This window comes from Pseudomonas segetis (assembly GCF_900188155.1).
Classification (GTDB): Bacteria; Pseudomonadota; Gammaproteobacteria; order Pseudomonadales; family Pseudomonadaceae; genus Aquipseudomonas; species Aquipseudomonas segetis.
Genome location: NZ_FZOG01000004.1, coordinates 340998 through 363606 on the forward strand (window position 1 = coordinate 340998; position 22609 = coordinate 363606).

28 protein-coding genes and 1 riboswitch are annotated in these 22609 nt (G+C 58.3%); of the genes, 9 read left to right on the top strand and 19 right to left on the bottom strand.

Features of this window, described 5'->3' with window-relative positions; all coding sequences use genetic code 11:
* Positions 1 to 127: 127 nt before the first annotated feature.
* The 10 genes from CHB79_RS15480 to nrdR form a co-directional block, all read right to left on the bottom strand.
* Positions 128 to 766, bottom strand: coding sequence for a retropepsin-like aspartic protease family protein (locus CHB79_RS15480; protein ID WP_089360572.1), 639 nt, complete (start codon positions 764 to 766; stop codon positions 128 to 130).
* Between the two features lie 25 nt (positions 767 to 791).
* Positions 792 to 1520, bottom strand: coding sequence for a substrate-binding periplasmic protein (locus tag CHB79_RS15485; RefSeq protein WP_089360573.1), 729 nt, complete (start codon positions 1518 to 1520; stop codon positions 792 to 794).
* Positions 1521 to 1603: 83 nt separating this feature from the next.
* Positions 1604 to 2116 carry a phosphatidylglycerophosphatase A family protein gene (locus tag CHB79_RS15490; RefSeq protein WP_010487082.1) on the bottom strand — a complete coding sequence of 171 codons (513 nt, stop codon included), beginning with the start codon at positions 2114 to 2116 and terminating at the stop codon, positions 1604 to 1606.
* Complete coding sequence (gene thiL / locus CHB79_RS15495) at positions 2109 to 3077, bottom strand: thiamine-phosphate kinase (protein WP_089360574.1); 969 nt, start codon at positions 3075 to 3077, stop codon at positions 2109 to 2111. The genes CHB79_RS15490 and thiL overlap by 8 nt, the downstream gene beginning before the upstream one ends.
* Positions 3078 to 3152: 75 nt before the next feature.
* Positions 3153 to 3653 carry a transcription antitermination factor NusB gene (gene nusB, locus CHB79_RS15500; protein WP_425439606.1) on the bottom strand — a complete coding sequence of 167 codons (501 nt, stop codon included), beginning with the start codon at positions 3651 to 3653 and terminating at the stop codon, positions 3153 to 3155.
* A complete protein-coding gene (gene ribH / locus CHB79_RS15505) occupies positions 3650 to 4126 on the bottom strand; it encodes a 6,7-dimethyl-8-ribityllumazine synthase (protein WP_010487077.1) in 477 nt (158 codons plus the stop codon). The genes nusB and ribH overlap by 4 nt, the downstream gene beginning before the upstream one ends.
* A 52-nt stretch (positions 4127 to 4178) precedes the next feature.
* Positions 4179 to 5273 carry a bifunctional 3,4-dihydroxy-2-butanone-4-phosphate synthase/GTP cyclohydrolase II gene (ribBA, locus tag CHB79_RS15510; RefSeq protein WP_089360575.1) on the bottom strand — a complete coding sequence of 365 codons (1095 nt, stop codon included), beginning with the start codon at positions 5271 to 5273 and terminating at the stop codon, positions 4179 to 4181.
* A gap of 10 nt (positions 5274 to 5283) precedes the next feature.
* Positions 5284 to 5946, bottom strand: a complete 663-nt coding sequence (locus CHB79_RS15515) for a riboflavin synthase (protein WP_089360576.1) — start codon at positions 5944 to 5946, stop codon at positions 5284 to 5286.
* A 271-nt stretch (positions 5947 to 6217) separates the two neighbouring features.
* Positions 6218 to 6428: riboswitch (FMN riboswitch) on the bottom strand.
* Between the two features lie 114 nt (positions 6429 to 6542).
* Positions 6543 to 7679, bottom strand: coding sequence for a bifunctional diaminohydroxyphosphoribosylaminopyrimidine deaminase/5-amino-6-(5-phosphoribosylamino)uracil reductase RibD (gene ribD / locus CHB79_RS15520; protein ID WP_010487070.1), 1137 nt, complete (start codon positions 7677 to 7679; stop codon positions 6543 to 6545).
* A gap of 2 nt (positions 7680 to 7681) precedes the next feature.
* Positions 7682 to 8146 carry a transcriptional regulator NrdR gene (gene nrdR, locus CHB79_RS15525; protein WP_010487069.1) on the bottom strand — a complete coding sequence of 155 codons (465 nt, stop codon included), beginning with the start codon at positions 8144 to 8146 and terminating at the stop codon, positions 7682 to 7684.
* A gap of 126 nt (positions 8147 to 8272) precedes the next feature.
* Between nrdR and CHB79_RS15530 the strand changes: the two genes are divergently transcribed.
* The 4 genes from CHB79_RS15530 to CHB79_RS15545 all read left to right on the top strand — a co-directional run bounded on the left by CHB79_RS15530 (position 8273) and on the right by CHB79_RS15545 (position 10895).
* Positions 8273 to 8710, top strand: a complete 438-nt coding sequence (locus CHB79_RS15530; RefSeq protein ID WP_089360577.1) for a hypothetical protein — start codon at positions 8273 to 8275, stop codon at positions 8708 to 8710.
* The gene (locus CHB79_RS15535; protein WP_245851508.1) at positions 8707 to 9402 is read left to right on the top strand and encodes a class I SAM-dependent methyltransferase; all 696 of its coding nucleotides are present in this window, start codon (positions 8707 to 8709) and stop codon (positions 9400 to 9402) included. The genes CHB79_RS15530 and CHB79_RS15535 overlap by 4 nt, the downstream gene beginning before the upstream one ends.
* 57 nt (positions 9403 to 9459) lie before the next feature.
* Positions 9460 to 10332 carry a thioredoxin gene (trxA, locus tag CHB79_RS15540; RefSeq protein WP_089360578.1) on the top strand — a complete coding sequence of 291 codons (873 nt, stop codon included), beginning with the start codon at positions 9460 to 9462 and terminating at the stop codon, positions 10330 to 10332.
* A gap of 101 nt (positions 10333 to 10433) precedes the next feature.
* Positions 10434 to 10895, top strand: coding sequence for a DUF417 family protein (locus CHB79_RS15545; protein WP_089360579.1), 462 nt, complete (start codon positions 10434 to 10436; stop codon positions 10893 to 10895).
* Positions 10896 to 10924: 29 nt separating this feature from the next.
* Here CHB79_RS15545 and CHB79_RS15550 read toward each other — a convergent pair whose 3' ends face one another.
* Positions 10925 to 11269: a hypothetical protein gene (locus tag CHB79_RS15550; RefSeq protein ID WP_010487058.1), complete on the bottom strand. Its 345-nt coding sequence runs from the start codon at positions 11267 to 11269 to the stop codon at positions 10925 to 10927.
* A 126-nt stretch (positions 11270 to 11395) separates the two neighbouring features.
* Here CHB79_RS15550 and CHB79_RS15555 point away from each other — a divergent pair, with 126 nt between their 5' ends.
* From CHB79_RS15555 to CHB79_RS15570, 4 genes are all read left to right on the top strand, one after another.
* Positions 11396 to 12019, top strand: coding sequence for a DUF2796 domain-containing protein (locus tag CHB79_RS15555; protein ID WP_089360580.1), 624 nt, complete (start codon positions 11396 to 11398; stop codon positions 12017 to 12019).
* Between the two features lie 162 nt (positions 12020 to 12181).
* Complete coding sequence (locus CHB79_RS15560) at positions 12182 to 12892, top strand: ABC transporter ATP-binding protein (protein WP_089360581.1); 711 nt, start codon at positions 12182 to 12184, stop codon at positions 12890 to 12892.
* Between the two features lies 1 nt (position 12893).
* Positions 12894 to 14159 carry an ABC transporter permease gene (locus CHB79_RS15565; RefSeq protein WP_089360582.1) on the top strand — a complete coding sequence of 422 codons (1266 nt, stop codon included), beginning with the start codon at positions 12894 to 12896 and terminating at the stop codon, positions 14157 to 14159.
* The gene (locus tag CHB79_RS15570; protein ID WP_089360583.1) at positions 14156 to 14692 is read left to right on the top strand and encodes a DUF3299 domain-containing protein; all 537 of its coding nucleotides are present in this window, start codon (positions 14156 to 14158) and stop codon (positions 14690 to 14692) included. The genes CHB79_RS15565 and CHB79_RS15570 overlap by 4 nt, the downstream gene beginning before the upstream one ends.
* A gap of 268 nt (positions 14693 to 14960) precedes the next feature.
* Here the strand turns inward: CHB79_RS15570 and CHB79_RS15575 are convergent, their stop codons facing one another.
* The 6 genes from CHB79_RS15575 to CHB79_RS15600 are packed head-to-tail and all read right to left on the bottom strand — an operon-like array spanning position 14961 to position 19855.
* Entirely contained in the window at positions 14961 to 16070 is a 1110-nt protein-coding gene (locus CHB79_RS15575; protein WP_010487049.1) for a tetratricopeptide repeat protein, read from the bottom strand.
* 1 nt (position 16071) lies between these two features.
* Entirely contained in the window at positions 16072 to 16764 is a 693-nt protein-coding gene (locus CHB79_RS15580) for an energy transducer TonB (protein WP_089360584.1), read from the bottom strand.
* Positions 16764 to 17174 carry an ExbD/TolR family protein gene (locus CHB79_RS15585; protein ID WP_029529509.1) on the bottom strand — a complete coding sequence of 137 codons (411 nt, stop codon included), beginning with the start codon at positions 17172 to 17174 and terminating at the stop codon, positions 16764 to 16766. The genes CHB79_RS15580 and CHB79_RS15585 overlap by 1 nt, the downstream gene beginning before the upstream one ends.
* 11 nt (positions 17175 to 17185) lie before the next feature.
* Complete coding sequence (locus tag CHB79_RS15590; protein WP_010487043.1) at positions 17186 to 17734, bottom strand: MotA/TolQ/ExbB proton channel family protein; 549 nt, start codon at positions 17732 to 17734, stop codon at positions 17186 to 17188.
* A complete protein-coding gene (locus tag CHB79_RS15595; protein ID WP_010487041.1) occupies positions 17727 to 19088 on the bottom strand; it encodes a MotA/TolQ/ExbB proton channel family protein in 1362 nt (453 codons plus the stop codon). The genes CHB79_RS15590 and CHB79_RS15595 overlap by 8 nt, the downstream gene beginning before the upstream one ends.
* Positions 19088 to 19855 carry a DUF3450 domain-containing protein gene (locus CHB79_RS15600; protein WP_010487039.1) on the bottom strand — a complete coding sequence of 256 codons (768 nt, stop codon included), beginning with the start codon at positions 19853 to 19855 and terminating at the stop codon, positions 19088 to 19090. The genes CHB79_RS15595 and CHB79_RS15600 overlap by 1 nt, the downstream gene beginning before the upstream one ends.
* Before the next feature lie 189 nt (positions 19856 to 20044).
* Here CHB79_RS15600 and CHB79_RS15605 point away from each other — a divergent pair, with 189 nt between their 5' ends.
* Positions 20045 to 20725 carry an OmpW/AlkL family protein gene (locus CHB79_RS15605; protein WP_089360585.1) on the top strand — a complete coding sequence of 227 codons (681 nt, stop codon included), beginning with the start codon at positions 20045 to 20047 and terminating at the stop codon, positions 20723 to 20725.
* Positions 20726 to 20795: 70 nt separating this feature from the next.
* On the opposite strand, the gene CHB79_RS15610 is transcribed toward CHB79_RS15605, so the two are convergent.
* Both CHB79_RS15610 and CHB79_RS15615 read right to left on the bottom strand, forming a co-directional pair.
* Complete coding sequence (locus CHB79_RS15610; RefSeq protein WP_089360586.1) at positions 20796 to 21728, bottom strand: SDR family NAD(P)-dependent oxidoreductase; 933 nt, start codon at positions 21726 to 21728, stop codon at positions 20796 to 20798.
* Positions 21721 to 22605, bottom strand: coding sequence for a sugar nucleotide-binding protein (locus tag CHB79_RS15615; protein WP_089360587.1), 885 nt, complete (start codon positions 22603 to 22605; stop codon positions 21721 to 21723). Before CHB79_RS15615 ends, CHB79_RS15610 begins: the two co-directional genes overlap by 8 nt.
* Between the last annotated feature and the right edge of the window lie 4 nt (positions 22606 to 22609).

Sequence of the window (22609 nt, forward strand, 5' to 3'; positions counted from 1 at the left end):
GATATAGGCGTGCATTGTAACAGCAGCCAATAGCCAGGGGTCAGCCTGAATTACTGATGATAAGTATCAAGGAAAATAACTCGACCGGAGCCTTTACTTGCTCACATCCATTGGTCGAAGCAATGCATCAATGCTTGGACTCCAGCACCAGCACGTCCTGATCGACCTTCCAGCCCACGCGCCCGAGGAAACTCATGCCCAGCAACGCCTCGCCACCCGTGCCCACATCCATCACGGTGCCTTCCACGCCCCGCACCTCGATGGTGCCGACCTTGACACTGTCGAGATTGATCCGCCAGCCACGGGCCACGCCATTTGCGGTACTGACCCGTATTTCTCTGCCTGTAGCCCGATAGTCTATTCCCAGCCGATCGGCTTGGGCGCCGGTCAAGGCGACCGAAGTGGCGCCGGTATCCACCAGGAACTGAATGGGGTGACCGTTAACCGAACCGGCGACCCAGTAATGGCCACTTTCACCCTTGGCAATGCTCAGGGAGCGCTTCTGCGGCGCCGCCATGCCTTGGCTGTAGTCACGCGAGAGGCTGTAGTTGCGCTCTACCCCATCGACTCGCAGCACCGCACCACGCGCATTCGCGCTCACCACCTGAACCCCGCCAGGTCCGGTCTGGCCGACTTTTACCAGCTTGCGCTGACCATCGACATTCAGCACAGCCGCACCCGGAAACAATCCGACCACTTGAATTTGCGGTGCAGCCCAGGCCAGGCTGGCGAAGGCCAAGAGCACGCTGAAGCAGAGTATTTTCATGTGCGGTTTCCAACATTCCCTGTTATCAGTCAAATGGGTAAGGCTGTTTCCAACGCTGGAAAATGGGTTTCAAGGTGCCCTGCTCGACCAGTACCTGCATGCGCTGATCGAACAAGTCAGCCAGTTGATGACCGCGCGGGTTATCGGCAAACCCCAGGTAGATCGGCAAGCGGGTCAGCACCGTCACCCGGTAATGCGCAGGATCGGCAGCGGTCATCAGCAATTGCTCGACCTCGGTGCGCGCATCAATGTAGTAATCGGCACGCCCGAAATTTAGCATCTCAAGAATGCCATTTCGGCGCTGCACTTCGCGAAAACGCGTCAAATTCGGCAAGTATTGCTGATAGGCATAGCCGCGCACCCAGACCAGTCGGTACTGGTTGAGGGTCTGCAGATTGGGCACCGGGGTAGCAAGCGTGCTCAGGGCGGTGATCTGGTCGGCATCGTAGTTCCAGTGCGGATAAAACACCCCCTGCTGGACCTCGTCGAGGTAGGAGCCAACCCAGGCATCGGCCTCGCCACGCTGGACCAGGCCAATCGAACGCGTGTATGGCATGGTCTGGATATTCAGCTTGACGCCAACAGGCTCGTAAACCGCCCGCAGGACATCCCAGGCCAAACCGCTGCCATCGGCCTCGCTGTACTGTTCCCAGACATCGCTGACCAGATTGATCTCTTTCGGCGCTGGCGGCTGCGCATTGGCCTCGGAGCCAAGGACACATACCAGCAATATCGCTAAACATCTCGCGATCATAGGCCTTTCAAATCCATTCGTGAGCAGCGCGACTGCGCTCAATTAGCGCGTAGCCCACGCGCCTCGACTCAAGCCACAACAACTCAGAAACCCAAGCTGGACGCAAAACCACTCGTCCAACCCCAAATTACCAACTGCATTGCGAGCCAGGCAAACACACCTGCCAGCACATCGTCCAGCATAATCCCGAGTCCGCCATGCACATGCCGATCAAGCCAACTGATCGGCCACGGCTTGAGGATGTCGAACAGACGAAACATTAGGAAGCCTAGCAGCAACCAGCCCCATCCTTCAGGAACCAGCCAAAGCGTGATCCACATGCCGACCATTTCATCCCAGACGATGCCTTCATGGTCATGCACGCGCAGGTCGGTCGCCACCTTGCCACACAACCAGAAGCCAAACAGCATGCTGATGCCGAGCATCAGCCAATAGCCCCAGTCCGGAAGCATCTGCCACAGCGGAACAAAGGGCACGGCAGCCATCGAGCCCCAGGTGCCTGGGGCCTTGGGCAGTGTTCCGGAACCGAAACCAAAAGCGATGAAATGCCACGGGTTGCTCCACACCGAATGCGGGATTTTTTCCGGTTCAGCCACCACTGCTCCCAAAATGTTGATAGCCGCCTTTGGCCTGGATAATTTCTTGTCCCTGCGCATCGACCAGCTTAACCCCTTGCCCCGCCAGAACCTTGCCAATGACATGGATCGACAAGCCTTGCTCCTGCAGCGGCGCAAGCCTGGCTTCGGGCAAGGTGAATGCCAGCACATAATCATCGCCGCCACTGAGCGCACAGTTGCGCGCTGTCTCGGCATCGACAAAGACTTGCAGGGATGTTGATAGCGGTACTTTGGCCAACTCGATCTGAAGACAGACCCGGGATGCAGCAGCAATGTGGCCGCAGTCGGCAAGCAGTCCGTCTGAAATATCCAGCGCGGCACTGGCATTACCGCGCAATGCCTGTCCCAGCGAAAGCTGCGGCTGTGGCGACCAGTACTGCTGCAGCAAGGCCTTGGCAGCGGCTGAATCATCACTGCGCTGACCGAGCACCAGCGGCAAGGCACCAGCGGCATCGCCCAGGCACCCGCCGACACAGAGCAAATCCCCCACCTGGGCACCGCTGCGTGTCAGGGCCAGGCCGCGTGGCGTACGTCCAAATACCGTCAGCGTCAGGCTCAGCGGGCCACGGGTGGTATCACCGCCAATCAAGCTTACCGAGCAGGCTCGCGCCATTTGATCCAGGCCTTGGGCAAAAGCCCGCAACCAATCGGCATTGGCGGCTTCGAGGGTTAACGCCAGGGTAAAGCCCAGCGGTGTGGCCCCCATTGCCGCCAAGTCGCTGACGGAGACCGCCAGCGCACGCTGGGCCAGCAGGCAGGGATCAGGATTATGCGGAAAATGCACACCGGCGACCAAGGTATCGGTCGAGACGGCCAGTTGTTCACCAGCAGGCACATCAAGCAAGGCGCAATCATCGCCAATGCCCAGCGCCACGCCGTCACCCGCCTGGGCGCATGCCGCCGAAGCGAAGTAGTGACCAATTAGTTCGAACTCACCCATGACCTTTGACGCCCGAATAGATAAGCAAAAGCCGCACTAAGGCAGGCGGCTTTTGGCTATGACAACGCTGATTGATTAACGCCTGTGAGCGCGAACCTCATCAGCACGCAGGCGCGGTGCCAGCTTGTCGAGCACACCGTTGACGAACTTGTGACCGTCGGTAGCACCGAAGACCTTCGCCAGTTCGATGCCTTCGTTGATCACCACGCGATACGGGATATCGATACGGTTGCGCAACTCGTAGGTCGACAGGCGCAGGATAGCCAGCTCAACCGGGTCCATCTCATCCATAGGACGATCAAGCAAGGGCTCGAATGCGCTGTCTATCTCGGCCTTCTGGCGTGGAACGCCGTGCAGGATCTCGTGAAAATAGGCGCCATCAACCGCAGTGAAATCGTTATCGACACGAAATTGCGCCTCGATTTCATGGAGCGGCTGACCGGCCAGGTGCCATGAATACAATGCCTGCATGGCCAAGGTACGCGCCTGGCGACGGGCCAAGGTTTTCGGACTTGGACCTTTCTTGGCCGGGGCCGCCGACTTTGGCGGCTGGCTATTGCTATCGTTCTGGCTCACTTGGCCTCCAACTGCGCCAGCAGGCTGACCATTTCCAGGGCAGACAAGGCCGCCTCTGCACCTTTGTTACCGGCTTTGGTACCGGAACGCTCGATTGCTTGCTCGATAGAATCCACAGTCAGCACGCCAAATGCAACCGGTACGCCGAATTCCATGGACACCTGAGCCAAGCCCTTGGTGCACTCGCCTGCCACGTATTCAAAGTGCGGAGTACCGCCACGAATAACCGCGCCAAGGGCGATGATTGCATCGAAATCGCCACGTTGAGCGACTTTCTGGGCAACCAGTGGAATCTCAAACGCACCCGGTGCGCGAATGATTGTAATGTCGCTTTCGTTCACGCCATGGCGAACCAGTGCGTCTACGGCGCCACTTACCAGGCTTTCAACAACAAAGCTGTTGAAGCGGCCAACCACCAGAGCAAAGCGGCCCTTGGGGGCAATAAAAGTACCTTCGATGGTCTTCAGGGTCATAGCGAGTCTCGTCTATTAAAGAGCCAGGCCGCCGTTAGCGGCCATGAATGAATTATTCAGAGGGCAGATATTCTACTACCTCTAGATCGAATCCGGATATCGCGTTGAACTTCATCGGTGAACTCATCAGGCGCATTTTGCGCACACCGAGGTCACGAAGTATCTGCGATCCGGCACCGACCGTGCTGTAAGTCGCCGGGCTGGCGGCTTTGCCGTCTCCACCAAGTTGACGCTCAAGGTGCGCCAGCAGGTCCGGACCAGTCAGCGGATTGCCCAGCAGCAGCACCACGCCACTACCTGCCTTGGCCACTTCACTCATGGCCGCACGCAGACTCCAGCGACCTTCCTGCTTGACCATGAACAGGTCACGCAGCGGGTCCATGTTATGCACACGTACCAAGGTTGGTTCCTCGGGGCAAATTTTGCCCAGGGTCAGCGCCATGTGCACGTCGCCTTCAACCGAGTCACGGTAGGTCACCAGGTTGAAGCTGCCAAGTTCGCTGTCGAGCAATTGTTCGCTGACACGCTCGACCGTGCGCTCGTGAATCAGGCGGTAGTGAATCAGGTCGGCAATGGTGCCGATCTTGATCCCGTGTTGCGCGGCGAACTCTTCCAGTTCGGGGCGACGCGACATGGTGCCGTCATCGTTCATGATCTCGCAGATAACGCCACTCGGCTCAAAGCCGCCCATGCGCGCCAGGTCACATGCTGCTTCAGTATGGCCAGCACGCGCCAGTACGCCGCCGGGCTGGGCCATCAACGGGAAAATATGGCCCGGGCTGACAATATCGTCGGCCTTGGCGCTTTTCGATGCAGCCGCTTGCACCGTGCGTGCGCGGTCTGCTGCGGAGATACCGGTGGTGACGCCTTCTGCAGCCTCGATCGACACCGTGAACTTGGTGCCAAAGCCTGAACCGTTGCGCGGCGCCATCAATGGCAACTTGAGCAGTTCACAGCGTTCGCGGGTCATCGGCATGCAGATCAGGCCACGGGCGAAACGCGCCATGAAGTTGATGTGCTCGGCGGTGACGCATTCCGAGGCGATGATCAAGTCACCTTCGTTCTCGCGATCCTCGTCATCCATGAGGATGACCATTTTGCCCTGGCGGATATCTTCAACCAGCTCTTCGATACTATTGAGTGCCATGGTGATTTCCTTAACCTTTCAAGTAGCCGTGTTCAGCTAAAAAACCTTCGGTAAGACCTGAAGCCTTTGGCTCCGCGGCTTTATCACCCAGCAGCAAGCGCTCCAGATAACGTGCCAGCAAATCGACCTCTAGATTGACCTTACGCCCCGGGCGGTAGTCGACCATGATGGTCTCGGCCAGGGTATGCGGAACTATGGTCAGCTCAAACTCGGCGCCATTGACCGCATTCACCGTGAGGCTGGTGCCATCAACCGTGATCGAGCCTTTGTGGGCGATGTATTTGGCCAACTCGTTGGGCGCGCGCAGGGTGAACTGCACGGCACGGGCGTTTTCTTCGCGGCCGACAACCTCACCAACGCCATCAACGTGACCGCTTACCAGATGGCCTCCAAGACGACTGCTCGGCGTCAGGGCTTTTTCAAGATTGACCCGGCTGCCTGGCTTGAGATCGACAAAACCGGTGCGCGCCAGGGTTTCACGGCTGACATCGGCCCAGAAACCATCACCAGGCAACTCGACCGCAGTCAGGCACACACCGTTGACGGCGATGCTGTCGCCCAATTTGACGTCGGATAGATCCAGCTTGCCGGTTTCAACGTAGACCCGCACATCACCGCCCTTGGGCGTCAATGCACGAATGTGACCGATAGACTCGACTATGCCAGTGAACATGGCGCCTCCCCGTCTGCGAGCACGCCGCGGCACTGATCGATCAAGCGACCAGCCTGGGCTGGGTAAATAGAATGTGGCATTTGCGAACTCCTGTTTATAAAAAACAGGGCGTTTCGATCGATAGGGCGCTTGCCAGTGCTCAGCCAGCGAAACCGTTCAGTACACCCGCCTTGCCAACCTGACCGCAGGAACGCTGTACAACGCGTTGCGAATCAATCGACAAAGCCTGGGCAACTGGCTACAGCCTGCTGTCTGGGCACCCTTCAAACAAACCCGCTCTCTCTTTATCCGGACTATTGGGCTGTGCCGGACACCGCACAAGGCAGTGCCTGCAAAAGCCTGTAACCGTCGGCTCCGGAATCACACCGGATCTGCTGACCTTGGCGCCCATTGATCAAGCAAAGGCTCCAAGCGCTCGCGGGCTAGACGCGTTGCGCGCCATTACCGCCGGTGGGGAATTACACCCCGCCCTGAGAACGTTGCGAGGACCTCGGTTCTCGCGAGTGGCTTTTTACCATATTTACGCCCCATACGCACCGCAAACCTGCGCCAATATTGGCTCAGGCTCGCCCTGAATAGACGGCGATAACTGTTGCTTAGTGCGGGACAACCGCCTCGGCGGCCACGACCAGAGGCACCGCGATAATCCGCCAGTCATCACCAACGGCCCGAATATCAGTGATTTTAAGCTGTGGCGCCTCGGCCATTCGTCCCAACGGCAAGTCGAGCAAAGGCCGGGCACTGGAGCCAAGAAACTTGGCGGCGACGAATATCTGATACTCATCAACCAGCCCTTGCCGGGCAAATGCGCCCGCCAGCCGTGGACCAGCCTCGACCAGAATTTCGTTACTGCCACGGGCGGCCAGCTCAACCAGCAACTTGCGCAAATCGACATGACCATTGCTGCCGGGCACGGCCAGCAATTCGTGACCCTCGCTCAAGTAGCGATCTCGCGCCGTGGCGGCCGCACAGGTCGCGACCATTGCCGCACCGGCCTGAAAGAATGCCGCGTCGAGCGGCACGCGCAAGCGCCCATCAATCAGCACGCGCAAAGGCGGACGGGCATCGGCCAGGGCAGACAACTCCGCGTTGAGGCCAAGCTCTTCGTTGCGCACGGTCAGGCGCGCATCATCGGCCAGCACCGTATCGGCGCCGCTGAGCACCACGCTCGAGCGTGCACGCAGCCGCTGCACCGCCGAGCGCGCTGCTGGCCCGGTAATCCATTGGCTTTCGCCACTGGCCATGGCCGTGCGCCCATCAAGACTCATTGCCAGCTTGACCCGTACAAAGGGCAAGCCTTGCTCCATGCGCTTGATGAAACCCGCATTCAACTCGCGGGCCTGCGCTTCGAGCACGCCACTTTGCACGGCAATGCCGGCCTGCATCAGCCGTAGCAAGCCGCTACCGGAAACTTGCGGGTTGGGGTCCTGCATGGCCGCGACGACCCTGGCCACGCCTGCATCAATCAATGCGTCGGCGCAAGGCGGGGTGCGCCCATGATGGCTGCATGGCTCGAGCGTCACATAGGCCGTGGCCCCTTTGGCCCTGGCACCTGCCTGGCGCAAGGCATGTACCTCGGCATGGGGCTCACCGGAGCGGGCATGCCAGCCTTCGCCCACAATCCTGCCGTCCTGAACGATCACACAGCCCACTCGTGGATTCGGGTGCGTTGAGTACAATCCTTTACGAGCCAACTCCAAAGCACGGGCCATAAAGGCGTTATCAACTGTCATGCTTAATCCTTTGAGGGTTCTCGAGACAGGCGATCAATTTCCTCGCGAAACTCATTGAGGTCCTGGAAACGCCGATACACCGAAGCAAAGCGGATGTAAGCCACTTCATCAAGCTTTTGCAGTTCGGTCATGACCAACTCGCCGAGCACCAGCGACTTCACCTCGCGCTCACCGGTGGCACGCAGGCGATGCTTGATATGGGCGATCGCAGCCTCCACTCGCTCGATGCTCACTGGACGCTTTTCCAAAGCGCGGAGCATGCCGGCTCGCAGTTTTTCTTCATCGAAAGGCTGGCGACTGCCGTCTTGCTTGATCAGCCGAGGCATCACCAGTTCCGCAGTTTCAAAGGTCGTAAAACGTTCGCCACACGCCAGGCACTCACGGCGACGACGAACTTGCTCACCTTCGGCCACCAGACGTGAGTCAATCACTTTGGTGTCGTTGGCGGCGCAGAATGGACAGTGCATACAATGGCCTGCCTTGAACAGAAAGGCGCCATGGTAGCGCATCTCAGCGGCAAGACAAGCCGCCAGCTTTGCGGTATACAGGCGGGCAAGAATCCATTGAACGGATACACGACAAAAGGAGCACGCATGTACTTGCGCCACCTCACCCTGATCGGCCTGCTCGGTCTGCTAAGCGCCTGTGCCAGCGACCCCGCTGCGCCAGTAGCCAGCCAGCCCGAAACCAAGACCGCAGCGGCCACAGCCGCCACGCCAGCACATTTACGCGAAATCAGCGGCAACCTGATCGGTGTACCGGATGGCGCCATGGCAGAAGTCGCGCTGTTGGTCATCGGCAGCAATGGCCTGCCCGCTCAGTTGCTGGGTAACATCCAGCTGCGCGGCAATGGCTCGACCCTGCCCTTTCGCCTGGTATTCAATCCCGCGGCGTTCGACCATGGCATCCGGGTTGAGCTGCGCGGGCGAGCCAACCTTGAAGGTCGCCTGATTCAGCATATGCCCACCCAACTGATTCGCAGCGCGCAAAACCAGACGCTTGGCGATATCCGCATGCAGGTTGCGCCGTGACTTCACCCCGCCTGACGCCAAGTGCGCCAGCGGAGCTGCTTGAAGCGCTCAATGCGCTGCTTGGCGATGCGCAATTGAGCATACAAACCCTGCCAGAAACGGATATCAGGCTGTGGCTGATTGATGCCGGGAACATGGATCGCCAGTTCAGCCCGGAAGAAACCCAGCGCATACTCGAAGACCCGCCCTACTGGTGCTTCTGCTGGGCCAGCGGATTGGTCCTGGCGCGCTGGCTGGCGCAGAATCCGCAATGGGTACGCAATAAACGGGTGCTCGATTTCGGTACCGGCTCGGGGATCGCGGCCATTGCTGCAGCCAAGGCAGGAGCCAGCGAAGTCGTGGCCTGCGATCTCGACCCGATGGCCCTGGCGGCGACAAAAGCCAACGCCGAATTGAATAGTGTAAAACTGGGTTACTCCGCAGATTTTTTTACCGAAACGGATCGTTTTGACCTGATCATTGTGGCCGACGTGCTTTATGATCGCGCCAACCTGCCGCTACTGGATCAGTTCCTCAGCCGCGGGCAGCAAGCGCTGGTTGCCGATTCACGGGTACGCAACTTCGAGCACCCGCTGTACCAGCGCCTCGGCCTCATGCAGGCCTGCACCTGGCCGGACCTGGCCGAGCCGGACGAGTTTCGCCAGGTGAGCCTGTATCACGCAGCGCGCAGTTCGGCGACGACGACTTGTTAAACTAGCCCGCAAGCCTTATTAACCTACTTATCAGCCTTTGATCCTGCGAGACAGACCATGAGCGACACCCCCTATATTTTTGATATCTCCGGCGCCGCACAGTTTGATCAACTGGTCGTTGAGAACTCGTTCAATAAGCCGGTACTGGTTGATTTCTGGGCAGACTGGTGTGCGCCATGCAAGGCGCTGATGCCGCTACTGGCACAGATTACCGAGAGTTATCAGGGCGAACTGCTGTTGGCCAAGGTCAACTGTGATATCGAGCAGGACATTGTCGCTCGCTTCGGTATTCGCAGCCTGCCGACCGTTGTGCTGTTCAAGGATGGCCAACCGGTTGACGGTTTTGCCGGCGCCAAGCTCGAGTCGGAAATCCGCGCCATGCTGCAGCCCCATGTTGCGGAGCCGGCACCGGCGCAGGAAAACCTGTTCGACAGCGCCAGCAAGCTGTTTGCCGAGGGCCAGGTCGACGCTGCCGAGGCACAACTCAAGCAACTGCTCGGTGAAGACAACAGCAACGCACCGGCATTGATCTTGTACGCACGCTGCCTGGCTGAACGCGGCGAACTGACCGAGGCGCAAACAGTGCTTGATGCCGTAAGTGGCGACGAACACAAACAAGCTCTCAATGGTGCCAAAGCCCAACTGACCTTCCTGCGCCAGGCGGCTGAACTGCCTGATGCAGCTGAATTGAAGACGCGCCTGGGACAAAACCCCGAGGATGACGAAGCGACTTACCAACTGGCCGTTCAGCAGCTTGCCAACCAGCAATACGAGTCCGCGCTGGATGCATTGCTTAAATTATTCGTGCGCAATCGCAATTATGCGGACGGCCTGGCGCATAAAACCCTTCTCCAGGTGTTCGAGCTGCTCGGCAACGACCATGCGCTGGTCACTCAATATCGTAGAAAACTCTATCAAGCGATTTATTGACTGTAATTATTCAAAAGCCAAGGACTCTAGTTAAGTAAGCACTGCTGCAGAACAACAGGTTTTGCAGCGCTCACAACTATTGACTGAAGCGTTTAAACATCATGAATAGCAAGCACTCAAGGATCGGCTTTTACATTGCGCTGTACGGCACTGTGTTTATTATTGCCTGGATTGGCGCATTCAAGTTCACCCCAGGTGAAGCCAAGGCCATCAGCCACCTGATTGAGCACTCGCCATTTCTCTCGTGGATGTACAGTGTCGGCAGTATCGAGGGCGTCTCAAAGATTATTGGCGTGGGCGAATTGAGCATCGCCGCCCTGTTAGCGCTCTACCCCATCAACAAGAAAGCCTCGCTACTCGGCGGTTTGCTGGCGACAGGCCTGTTCCTGACAACCCTGACCTTCTTGCTGACAACTCCGGGTACCTTGAACCCTGAAAGCGTCTTCCCTTCACTACTGGGCGCGTTCCTGATCAAAGACGTGGTATTGCTTGGTGTTGTTCTGGTGGTCGCCGCCGAATCCTGGATTGAGCTCAAGCACTCAAGGTCAAACCAATCGGCTTGACTCCAACCAGCCGATGAACCGGTTTAGCACTAGCCAAGCCAGTGATAAACCGGCGCATCGGCCCCGCTCTCAACCCGCACCTGCGCACAATGTCGCAAGCGCACCAGCAACTGCTTTGCAGCCAACTCCCCGCCTGCCAATCCCGTAAGCTGTTCCATCAGCAACGGCCCTTCGATGCTACCTGCCTTGCCCAGTAAAGACAGGGTGCTTTGCCAAAGCGCATCAGTCCTGGGCGCCTCAACCGGCGCAGCCTCTGTAGTCGCCGGCGGCGTACTGACTGGCAAGTTAGCGGCCAGGTGCGCCCAATCCTGAGCATCAAGCTCAACAGTCAGATCAACCGGCCAATCACCGATCTTGCCGCGTATGCGTACCATATCGCCTCCAATTTCCTGGGCTGAATGCTCCCACGGCAAGGCGCGCAATGACAACTCGCGCTAGCAATCAGCGATTTAATTCGTTATAACATTACAACTTATTTCACTATCCGCCTGGAGCCAACAATGCGTCGCGTCCTGCTAGCACTGCCTTTCGCCCTTCTTCCACTTGCCGCAATGGCGCACGACCACGATCACGATCACGACCATGCGGAACATGCCAGTCTTGGCGCCCACGAACACGGGGTTGCTCAACTCAATGTCGCGCTTGATGGCAACACTCTGGAAATAGAACTGGAAAGCCCAGCCATGAACCTGGTGGGCTTTGAGCACGCGCCCAGCTCTGATGCCGACAAAGCCGCCATCAGCCAGGCCCGCAGCCAACTTGAAAAGCCTCTGGCACTATTTAGCCTCAACACTGGCGATTGCAGCCTCAGCAGCAAGGAACTGGAAAGCCCGCTGTTTTCAGGGGCTCATGCTGAATCAGAGCATGAACATGAGCACGAAGCCGGTGAGCATGAGCATGAGCACGAAGCCGGTGAGCATGAGCATGAGCATGAGCATGAGCACAGCGAAATTCATGCGCACTACAGCTTCAACTGCAAGCAACCACAAGCCTTGCAACAACTTGAACTGGCCCAGCTGTTCAAGCAATTCCCCGCTACCCATAAAATCCAGCTGCAACTGATTGGCCCAAATGGTCAGCAGGGAGCGGAACTGACCCCTGAGCAGAGCAGCGCCAAGTTCTAAAATCAGCCGCTGTACAGCACAAGGGGCAAGCCCTGCGTAACAATGGCTTCGTTTACTGGAATAAAACCAGTAGGCTCTCGGCCCAGGCTGTGGCGGTACACAGGCACACCAACTCTGTTTACTCCAATATAGACCGGCCCGGGCAACCGGGCCGTTGCATTCATGACTTCAGCACTGATTAGCCTCACCGACCTCGGCTTTGCATGGCCCGGCCAACCTGAGTTGCTTGATATTCCCAGCTTTACCCTGCAACGCGGCGAGACACTGTTCCTCAAAGGCCCCAGCGGCAGTGGCAAAACCACGCTACTGGGCTTGCTCGGTGGCGTGCAAAAGCCTGACCGAGGCTTGATCAAGCTGCTCGACCAGGATCTCAGCGCCTTGTCATCCGGCGCGCGAGATCGGTTCAGGGTCAACCATACCGGCTACATTTTCCAGCAATTCAACCTGCTGCCGTTTTTATCGGTACGTGAAAACGTCGAGTTGCCCTGTCATTTCTCGGACATCAGGAATAATCGCGCTCGTCATCGCCATGGCAGTGTTGCCAAGGCGGCTGCTGGTTTGCTCGCCCACCTGGGTTTGACCGACCCCAGACTGCTCGAGCGCCGTGCCGACTCGTTATCCATCGGCCAACAACAACGCGTTGCTGCGGCACGCGCCCTGATTGGCCAGCCGGAACTGGTCATCGCCGACGAACCGACTTCGGCACTCGATGCCGATGCGCGCGAAGCCTTCTTGCAGCTGTTGTTTGCCGAATGCCGCGAAGCGGGCGCCAGCTTGTTGTTTGTCAGCCACGACCAGAGCCTGGCGCCGCTGTTTGATCGCAACCTGTCGCTTGCCGATCTTAACCACGCCTCCCGGCCACAGGAGATTTAAGGTGTATTTATTTCGTCTGGCGCTGGCGAGCTTAAGCAACCGCCGCTTCACCGCCCTGCTCACCGTTTTCGCCATCGCCTTGTCAGTCTGCCTGTTGCTCGCCGTTGAACGCGTACGCACCGAGGCTCGCGCCAGCTTTGCCAACACCATCAGCGGCACCGACTTGATCGTTGGCGCCCGTTCCGGCTCAATCAACTTGTTGCTCTATTCAGTGTTTCGCATTGGTAATGCGACCAACAACATTCGCTGGGACAGCTTCGAACAACTGGCGCAGAACCCAAGGGTCAAGTGGGCGATCCCGATTTCGCTGGGTGACTCGCACCGCGGCTACCGGGTGATGGGCACCAATACCGACTACTTCGAACATTATCGCTACGCTCGCCAACAGCCGCTGGAGCTAAGCCAGGGCCGTGAGTTTGCCGATGATCCATTCGAGGTCGTGCTCGGCGCCGAGGTTGCCGAAGCCCTGCATTACAAACTGGGCGACGAGCTGGTTCTGGCCCATGGCGTCGCCACCATCAGCCTGGTCAAACACGATGACAAACCCTTTCATGTGGTCGGCATTCTCAAGCGCACCGGCACGCCGGTCGACCGCACCCTGCATATCTCGCTGGCCGGGATGGAAGCACTGCATGTTGACTGGAAAAACGGCATGCCCGCACAAGGCGCAGACAGGATAAGCGCAGAACAAGTGCGCAGCATGCACCTGCAGCCGACGGCGATAACCGCTGTGCTGTTGGGCCTGAAAAGCAAGATCGCCACTTTCAGCTTACAACGCGATATCAATGAGTATCGTGGCGAGCCCTTGCTCGCAATATTGCCGGGCGTTGCCTTGCAAGAGCTCTGGGGCTTGATGGGAACCGCCGAGAAAGCCCTGTTTGTGGTTTCGCTGTTCGTGGTGATAACCGGCTTGATCGGCATGCTCACTGCAATCCTGACCAGCCTCAATGAACGACGCCGCGAAATGGCTATCCTGCGTTCGGTCGGTGCCCGACCTTGGCATATTGCCAGCCTGCTGATATTCGAAGCCTTCAGCCTGGCCTTGGCAGGCGTGCTACTGGGTTTGTTGCTGTTGTATGTCGGCATCGCAGCGGTGCAAGGCTATGTTCAGGCTAACTACGGTCTCTACTTGCCACTCAATGTTCCAAGTGGCTATGAGTGGATGCTGCTCGGCTGTATCCTTGGCGCTGCATTGCTGATGGGTTGCGTACCGGCATGGCGTGCATATCGACAGTCCCTGGCTGACGGTCTTTCAATTCGCTTATGAGGTCACCCATGCTGCGCACCGCCCTTGGCGCCCTGATCCTGGCCATGTCCACCTCGCTATGGGCGGCCGAGCCCCGCGAGCTGACCTGGTCGGAGCTGATCCCGCCCAACGCGCCACCTGTTGTTCGGCAGATGGCGCCCATGCATGACCTATCGCAGCTGGGCGATACCTTGTCCGAGTCTGGCCCCGGCATGAAGCAGCTATCGCCCGCGGCGCCGGTGGTCAAGGCGCTCGATGGCGTCGACGTAAAGCTGCCGGGTTATATAGTGCCGCTGGATGCCACGGATGAGGGACGGGTAACCGAGTTCCTGCTGGTGCCCTACTTCGGCGCCTGCATCCATGTGCCGCCACCGCCGTCCAACCAGATCGTGCATATCACTACCGAACTCGGGGTCAAGCTCGATACCCTGTACCAACCTTTCTGGGTCGAAGGGCCGCTCAAGGTCGAACAAAGCACCAGCGAACTGGCGGACGCTGGTTACCAGATGAGTGCGCAGAAGATCTATCCGTACGAGTTGCCAGAAGGCGAGTAACTGAACATTCCCCCACGGCAGACAGCGCAAAACCTGTCTGCCACGGCCCAAGCCCCGAACCGCGCAAAAGCGAGCCCGCCACCTGAGCCTATTCAGTCCAAATGGTGGGTGAACAAACGCCAATCATCCTAGGGATTCGAATCACAGCGCATTCAAGCAGCGAGCAGCGCGAGGCTTGGCCGCCAGGGTTCCAGCACCGACATGCTCAAACATAAGCAAGTTGCATAACCTATGTGGCGACATGGCGGGCAAAAAATTTCCGACCCGCTCAGCGGGCACTGGCCAGCCGGTCATTGGCGTCCGCATTCAACTCGGCTTGTGCCCAGTTACGCCACTCGCGCACCTGGCGTCGATCTGCACCGGCGTTTTCAGCTTGCTTCAACGCCGCCAGACCGGCTTTCCAGCGCGACTGTTCCAATTCCAGTTGGGCCACGTTCATCCAGTGCTTGCCGCTACCCGATGCGCTAGCCAGTTGGCGATAAACCTCTACCGCATGGGCGCGATCACGGGCTTGCCAGTAGAACATACCAAGGCGCTCCTGACGGGTGCTGTTATTGGCCAGCAAGCCTTGGTCAAGCATGCCCTTGAGTAGCTTGGCGCCTTGCCATGGTTGATCGGCAGCGCTGGCCAGCAGCGTCAGGTTATCCAGTTCCTTGGCACTGAAGCTCAGGCCTTTGGTGCGTGCCGCCCGCAACGTTGCCAAGGCCTTGTCGTAATGGCCAGACAATTGCTGCAATGCCGCCAACTGGCGCCAGTGCTGTACATCATTCGGGCTGCGGGCGAGTAACTGCTGCTGCCACTTTTCTGCTTCTGAATAGCGTTTCAGGTCAGCGTTGACCCCTACCAGGAACTGTAGCCAACGATCCTCGGCACGCGGATTGGCGCGCACATAGCGCTCAGCCAAAGGCAATGCCTTGGCTGGTTGACCTGAAGCCTGGTAAGACTGCACCAGCATCTGCAGAACTTCTTCACTGGCCTTGGCTGGAACCGGCGTCAGTAGGCGTATGACCTCCTTGTAGCGCCGCTCGGAAAGGTTCAGTTTGGCGAGATTGAGCTGTTCGTTTGCCTGTGCGGTCTCGTCGAGCTTGCCGCTTTTGACTGCCTTGCTGAGAAGTTCGATCGCCTTGCCGTTACGGCCCTGGGCCCAGGCAAGATAGCCATGACTGCGCCACAACAAGGTTTCCTCGAGACTCCCGGACTCAGCCTTGACAGCGTTAAGGGCGCGCTCTGCTGCGGCATAGTCACCCTTTTGCTGGGCGACCTGGGCCGTGTTCAAGGCACGCATCACGCTCGGCTCTACCGTTTGCCCGGCCGCAAAAACTTCGCTGGCCAAGCTGGCGTTGACTAGAAAACTCAAAAGCAGTGCTAGACGGATCATTTCAACTATCTCCCTGCAAGCGGAAGTACAAGGTTTTTACTGCCTCGCGCGCCACAGCCAAGCCACCTTCTGTTCGCGGCGCAAATCGCCAGCGGACAGCCGCACGACGCGCCTCACGCTCAAACACATTTTTCGGGCTTGCCTCAAGCACACGTACATTCTCAACCGCGCCGGCACGGGTGATGGTGAAGGCCAGCTTGACGTGCCCTTCAATCCCGCGCTGCAAGGCATAGCGCGGGTATTGCGGACTCACGTCATTGAGCGGCACGACCTCGCTTTCAGGCCCGCCAGACTGAGCACCCGAGTCTGCTGCAGGCGCTGGAGCCGGGGCACTGGGCGCTGCCGCTCCTGCCACCAGACCGGTCAGGTTTGGGGTTGGAGCACTATTTACCGCCACGCCGCTGCTCATGGTCGGCAAGTCGATGTCCAATTTAGGCATGCTCGCATTAGGCGCCGCAGCAACCGGAGTCGGAGGCGTTGGCGGCTGCGGCGTTTGTGGTTGCGGTGGCTGCGGGGCTTGCTGCCGGGTGCGGGTTGCCGTGTCGCTTGAGCGGGTGTCCATGCGCACGAAATTTGCCACGGTCACGGGCTCATCGGATGGCTGGCTGGTTGGCGGTGCGACCATGTAAAGCATCAGCGCAAACAGCAGTACTGCGATCAGGCAGGCGCTTGCAAAGGACAATGCCACACGCATCAAAGCGCTCCCGAGGTGGCTGCCAGCGCGACATCCTGAACACCTGCAAGACGCGCCTGGTCCATCACCTGCACCACCAAGCCAGTGCGAGCATCCTGATCAGCCTGGACCACGACCGCACCTTCGGGCTGGTCGACACGCATGCGCTCAACATTTGCCCGAACGCTGCGTACATCAACCACTTTTTTATCCATCCAAACCTGCCCATCAGCGGTAATCGCGATGAGGATATTGCCTTTGTCTTGCGGACTGGCGGTTTGCGCTTGTGGGCGCTGAACCTCGACTCCAGACTCCTTGATAAAGGAGCTGGTGACGATGAAGAAAATCAGCATGATAAAGACCACATCGAGCATCGGCGTCAGGTCGATACCAGTGTCTTCGTCTTGCTGATGATGACGGCGCATTCTCATGATTAGCTATCTCAGTCGTGTCGCAGCTGGTCAGCCAGCCGCTCAATGGCCTGACGGGCGTTGCGTTCGAGGCGCGCCAGGCTGAACAATCCAGTAATCGCCAGCACCATGCCGGCCATGGTTGGCAACGTCGCCTGCCAGACACCCGCAGCCATTCCGCGCGGATTGCCGGTGCCGCTCATTGCCAGCACATCAAACACTGCAACCATGCCGCTCACGGTGCCAAGCAAGCCCAGCAGTGGATACATCGCCACCAGGGTTTTGCTCAGGCGCAATGGCCCAACCAGGTGTTGCCGTGCCTGGGCCAGCCAGGCGCTGCGAACAGCACGCTGCCAGGTGCCGGAGTCATCTTGCAGAAGTTGCTGCCAGGCTTTACGACGCTCGTCGACCCACACCGGGAAGACTTTGCGCATAAACCAGAAGCGCTCGAGCACCAGCGTCCAGAACACCACGCAGAGCCCTGCCAACGCCCACATCACCACACCGCCCGCGCTCATGAAATCAAGCAACGCATAGGCGCTGTCAGTTACACGCAGCCATAAGGCGAATAGATCAGTCACGGCGCGGCGCCCCAGACAAATGCAAGGCAATCAAACCGGCGCTTTGCTGTTCGAGCAGTTGGATAAGGGCCTTGCTGCGGCTCGCCAGCAAGCTGTGCAGGAACAACAGCGGAATAGCCACCACCAAGCCAAGAACGGTAGTCACCAGGGCTTGCGAAATACCATCGGCCATCAATCGCGAGTCACCGCCGCCGCCCTGGGTAATAGCCTGAAAAGTCACGATCATGCCGGTCACGGTGCCCAACAGGCCGAGCAAGGGTGCAACCGCACTCAGTAGCTTGAGCAGGCCCTGGCCTTTCTCCAGTGGTGGCGTTTCCTGAAGGATCGCTTCGTCAAGCTTGAGCTCCAGGGTTTCCAGGTCAGACAACTGCGGATTCGGCCCCAGTACGCCAATCACACGACCCAGCGGATTGCCATCATCCGGCACGCTGATGTTATGCAACTGTGCTTTCACACCACGATTGACCTTGGCCAGATAAACCATGCGCCAGAGGGCAAGCAACAGGCCCAGCGCGCCAAGCGCGACAATCACCCAGCCGACCAGCCCGCCTTGCTGCAAGCGATCCCATAGACCTGGCTTGCGCTGCAACTGTGCCAGAATCGTACCGCGACTTGGGTCGATCGGCAGGGTCGCCAATGGTTCTTTACTCGCGAGGTAATCACTCACCAGGCCCGAGCCTGCTGGTTGGCGTGCAGGCACCAGTAATTCATTTGAGTCGGCGTCGTAGCGCAAGAACTGGCCATCACTGTAGGCCGAGAATGCCCCAACGCGCAGCACAGGCTGCTGCTTGCGAGTGCCATCTGCGGCAACCACCGGCAATTCAACCTGTTCAACCCGGCCACTGGCGGCCAGGTCTTCAAGCAGCACCATCCAGTAATCTTCAAGGTCTTGAGCCGATGGCAATGCGCGGCTTTCTGACAGGGCCTGCAAACGCTTGATGCGCTCCGGGTATTGCGCATTGAGCAGACTGTCTTGCCATTGCCCGGCGACATCACCGGCACTTTGGCGGACCACGGCAAACAACTCACCCAGGCTTCCCGAGCGCTGCTTGAGCAAGGCTTCCTGCTCAGCCAGTTCGGCTTCCTGGCGGTCAAAATCGGCTTTCAAGCGTTCGGCTTCGGATTTCTGCTCTGCCAAAGAGGCCTGGGCCTTGGCCAGAAGCTGTGCGCGCTCACTACGCTGCGCGACAAATGCCTTCTCGCGGTCCTGCATGGCGCTGACTTCGGCTGCGCGCTCGCTACGAATACGTTGCAGCAACTGGTCTGGGCTCAGCGGCTCAGCCGCGCTGACGGTTACTGGCAGCGCACTCAATACCAGCGCTGCGATCAGCCCACGTTTAATCACAACACTCATTACTGGGCCCCTAGATTCAAAGTCTTCACTGGCAAATCAAGCATGGTTGGCGCTTGCTCTTGGCGGGCAATGGCAATGGCTTGATGAAGCGGACGCCGCGCACTGCTATCAAGCACCTGCCAGGCATGAGCCTGTGGGTTCCACCAACCGCTCTCGTGACCATCAAGGGTCTGGTAATACATCATCGCGCGACCCAGTCGCAGAAACTCAACACTGCGTACACCCTGCTCGCCATCGAGCTCACCGCGCCAGGCCTCAAGCGTACGTCCGTAATCACTTTCGACCTGGTAGGCCTCAAGAATGCGCCGGTATTTTTCAGCTAGGCTGACATCAGCACGAGGCAGCAGATCCTGCAATTGCGCCAGGCGGTCGGCCCGCTCTTCAGGCAGGAAAGGCACATCGGCATTGATGAACTCGCCGAGTACTTCGACCATTTTGCGCATCTGGGGCGTAGCCGCTTGCTGGGTGCGCTCAATACCGTCGAGCTGCGCCTGGTAACCCGCCAACTCTTTTTGTTGAGCGGCAACCAGTTCACGCAGTTGCACGTTGTAGCCCTTCAAGGCCTCAGCTTGCTCCAAGGCACTGCGGTATTGGCTGAGCATTTCGCGGCTGGCGTCATCAAGCTTTTCTATGCGGGCTTGAGAGGCTTTGGCATCTGCAGCCAGACCTTGGCTTTCATCCAGTGCGTCGCCTAAGGGTGCAGCGCTCACGGCAGCACTGGAAAACATCAGCGCGGCCGCCATTAGGCGGATGGGGTAACGGCTCATGCGGTGCAAATCCTCTGCTACGGATACGTTAAAGAGAACTATTATCATCTTTATTAGCAACCAAAGGCAATCGGTGAGTGCTCTAAAAAGGCCAATCCGATGACTTATTGAGCTGGATCAATGCCTGTTTTAGATAGTTAGCTATGATTTATTCATCAGCCAGCCTCACTAACTCAATAGGAGTTATCCATGAATAAATACACCCTTATAGCTCCGCTGCTTGCCCTTGCGATGACCCCTACTTTTGCCCATGCCTATGAGGCCGGTGACATCATCGTTCGCGCAGGCGCTATTACTGTCGACCCGAATGAAGACAGCTCTGGGGTCAAGAGCCCACTGGGCAATCTGGGTGGCAGTGCAACCGTTGAAAGCGACACCCAGTTGGGCCTCAACTTTGCCTACATGATGACCGACCACCTGGGGATCGAACTGCTGGCGGCCACCCCATTTACTCATGACGTAGGTGTACATGGCCTGCAAGGCGGTTTAGCGGGTTTGAATGGTGGCCTTGGTGACGTTAAACAACTGCCACCGACCCTGAGCCTGGTCTATTACCCGCTGGACAAGAACTACGCCTTCCAGCCCTATGTCGGCGTGGGCATCAACTACACCGCGTTCTATGACGCCAATACCTCAAGCAGCGCCGAAGCCAAGGGTTTCAGCAATCTTGACCTGAGCGACTCATGGGGCGCAGCTGCACAAATCGGCGCTGACTACATGATCGACGATCACTGGATGATCAACGGCCAGGTGCGCTATATCGACATCGATACCAATGCCCATGTTGACCTGGCTGGTGTTGGTAAACTGAAGCTCGATGTGGATGTAGACCCTTGGGTCTACATGGTCGGCCTGGGTTATAAGTTCTAACCCCACATCCGCAATGAAAAACCGGCACTCATGTGCCGGTTTTTTCGTATGGGTTTGACCTTATGCGCTGTTACCCGGCAAGCCCCAGCAACTGGCGCAAACCTTCTTTGAGTGGCGTTTCCTGCGGCATGCGATAAGCCTGCTTCAAGCGATCGTTATTGGCCCGCGAATGACGAATATCCCCCGCACGCGGCTCCAGGTAAGTCACTGCTGGCAACCCGCCAAACAACTCGCCGATAGCCTCAAGTAATTGCTTGAGACTGGTAGCCTGGTTCCAACCGACATTGACTGCATCGCTGACCACTTGCTCAGTGAACAAGCCCTGCTGCAACAACTCAATCAAGTCTGCAACAAAGAAAAAGTCGCGCGTTTGCTCGCCATCGCCGAAAACGCTGATCGGCAAGCCCTGCTGCGCACGCTGGGTGAAAATACTGATTACGCCGGAATAAGGCGAGGACGGATCCTGGCGCGGCCCGAAAATATTGAAGAAGCGGAATACAGCGGGCTCAAGGCCATGCTGGCGACGATAAAAATCGAGGTAGTACTCGCTCGACAACTTATCCGAGGCATAGGGCGTCAAGGGCGACTTGGCGGTATTTTCATCAATGGGCTGGCCAGCACCGTTATTGCCGTAAACCGCAGCGCTTGAGGCAAACACCACACGCTTGACCCTGTGCTCACGCATGGCTTCGCAAATATTCAGCGTGCCGACAAAGTTGCTCTGGTGCGTGCTGACCGGGTCATCCACCGAGGCCTGTACCGAAGCTACAGCGGCCAAATGAACCACCGCATCACAGCCCTCGACTGCCGCCGAGACACAAGCGGCATCGGCGACATCGCCCTCGATAAACTGCAGCCGAGGATTATCAGCAGGCAAGTTGCTGCGGTTGCCCATCGATAAGTTATCCAGCACGCGCACGGCATGGCCTTTAGCCAATAATGCGTCGACCATGTGCGACCCAATAAACCCGGCTCCGCCGGTGACCAGAAATAACTTAGACATGACGATAGTATTGATCCAATAGGCTCGGCAGCCCCGCACGCCATGCACGCGGTTTTATACCGTAGGTGTGGAGAATCTTTTTGCATGCAAGCACCGCATGCTGTGGTTCTTCTGCGGCGTCTGGCCGCGCAGCGTGGGCTTGCGCCGCTATATCATCAACCAGGTTACTGCGAAAACTGCGTGCTTCACTCAACAAGGCCTGCCCAAGCGCCAGGGAAGTGGTCGCCTCATGCCCGCCATAGTGATAGGTGCCCCACAATGGCGCCTGGCAATCAAGCTGCTTGAGCACTGCAAGGATGACGCGCGCCGCATCATCCACAGGTGTTGGATTGCCGCGGCGGTCGTCCGCCAGGTAGAGCGTATCATCGCGCCCGGCACGCGCCAAAAAACGCCCCATCAAGCCTTCCGGCGAACTGTCGAGCAGCCAGCCGAAGCGCAGCAGCACATGCCGCGAACACACGGCGCGCACGCTTTGCTCGAGACGCCACAAGGCTTGCCCATGCAACCCCAGCGGCACGGGCTCTTCCTTTTCGCTATAGGCCGTTGCCCGCGCGCCATCGAATACCCGATAGCTGGACGGCTGGATCAAGCGAATTTCGTGGTGTTTGCACAGCTCGGCAAGGCGCTCAACGGCACGCTCCTGGCTGGCAAAGCGCGCCTCGCTCACGGTTTCGGCCTGAAACCAGTCGAAGTAATACGCAAGGTTAATCAAGGCATCGGGACGGGTGTCATCGAGCAACTGAGTCAGATTGGCGGCATCCCAGCCAGAATCAGGTGGTCGCGGCGCAAGGAAGTTAATGTCCTCCTCAGCCCCGAGACGAATCAGCGCTTGCCCCAAAGCGCTGCCGCCACCCAGCAACATCAAACGCATTCGCATAATC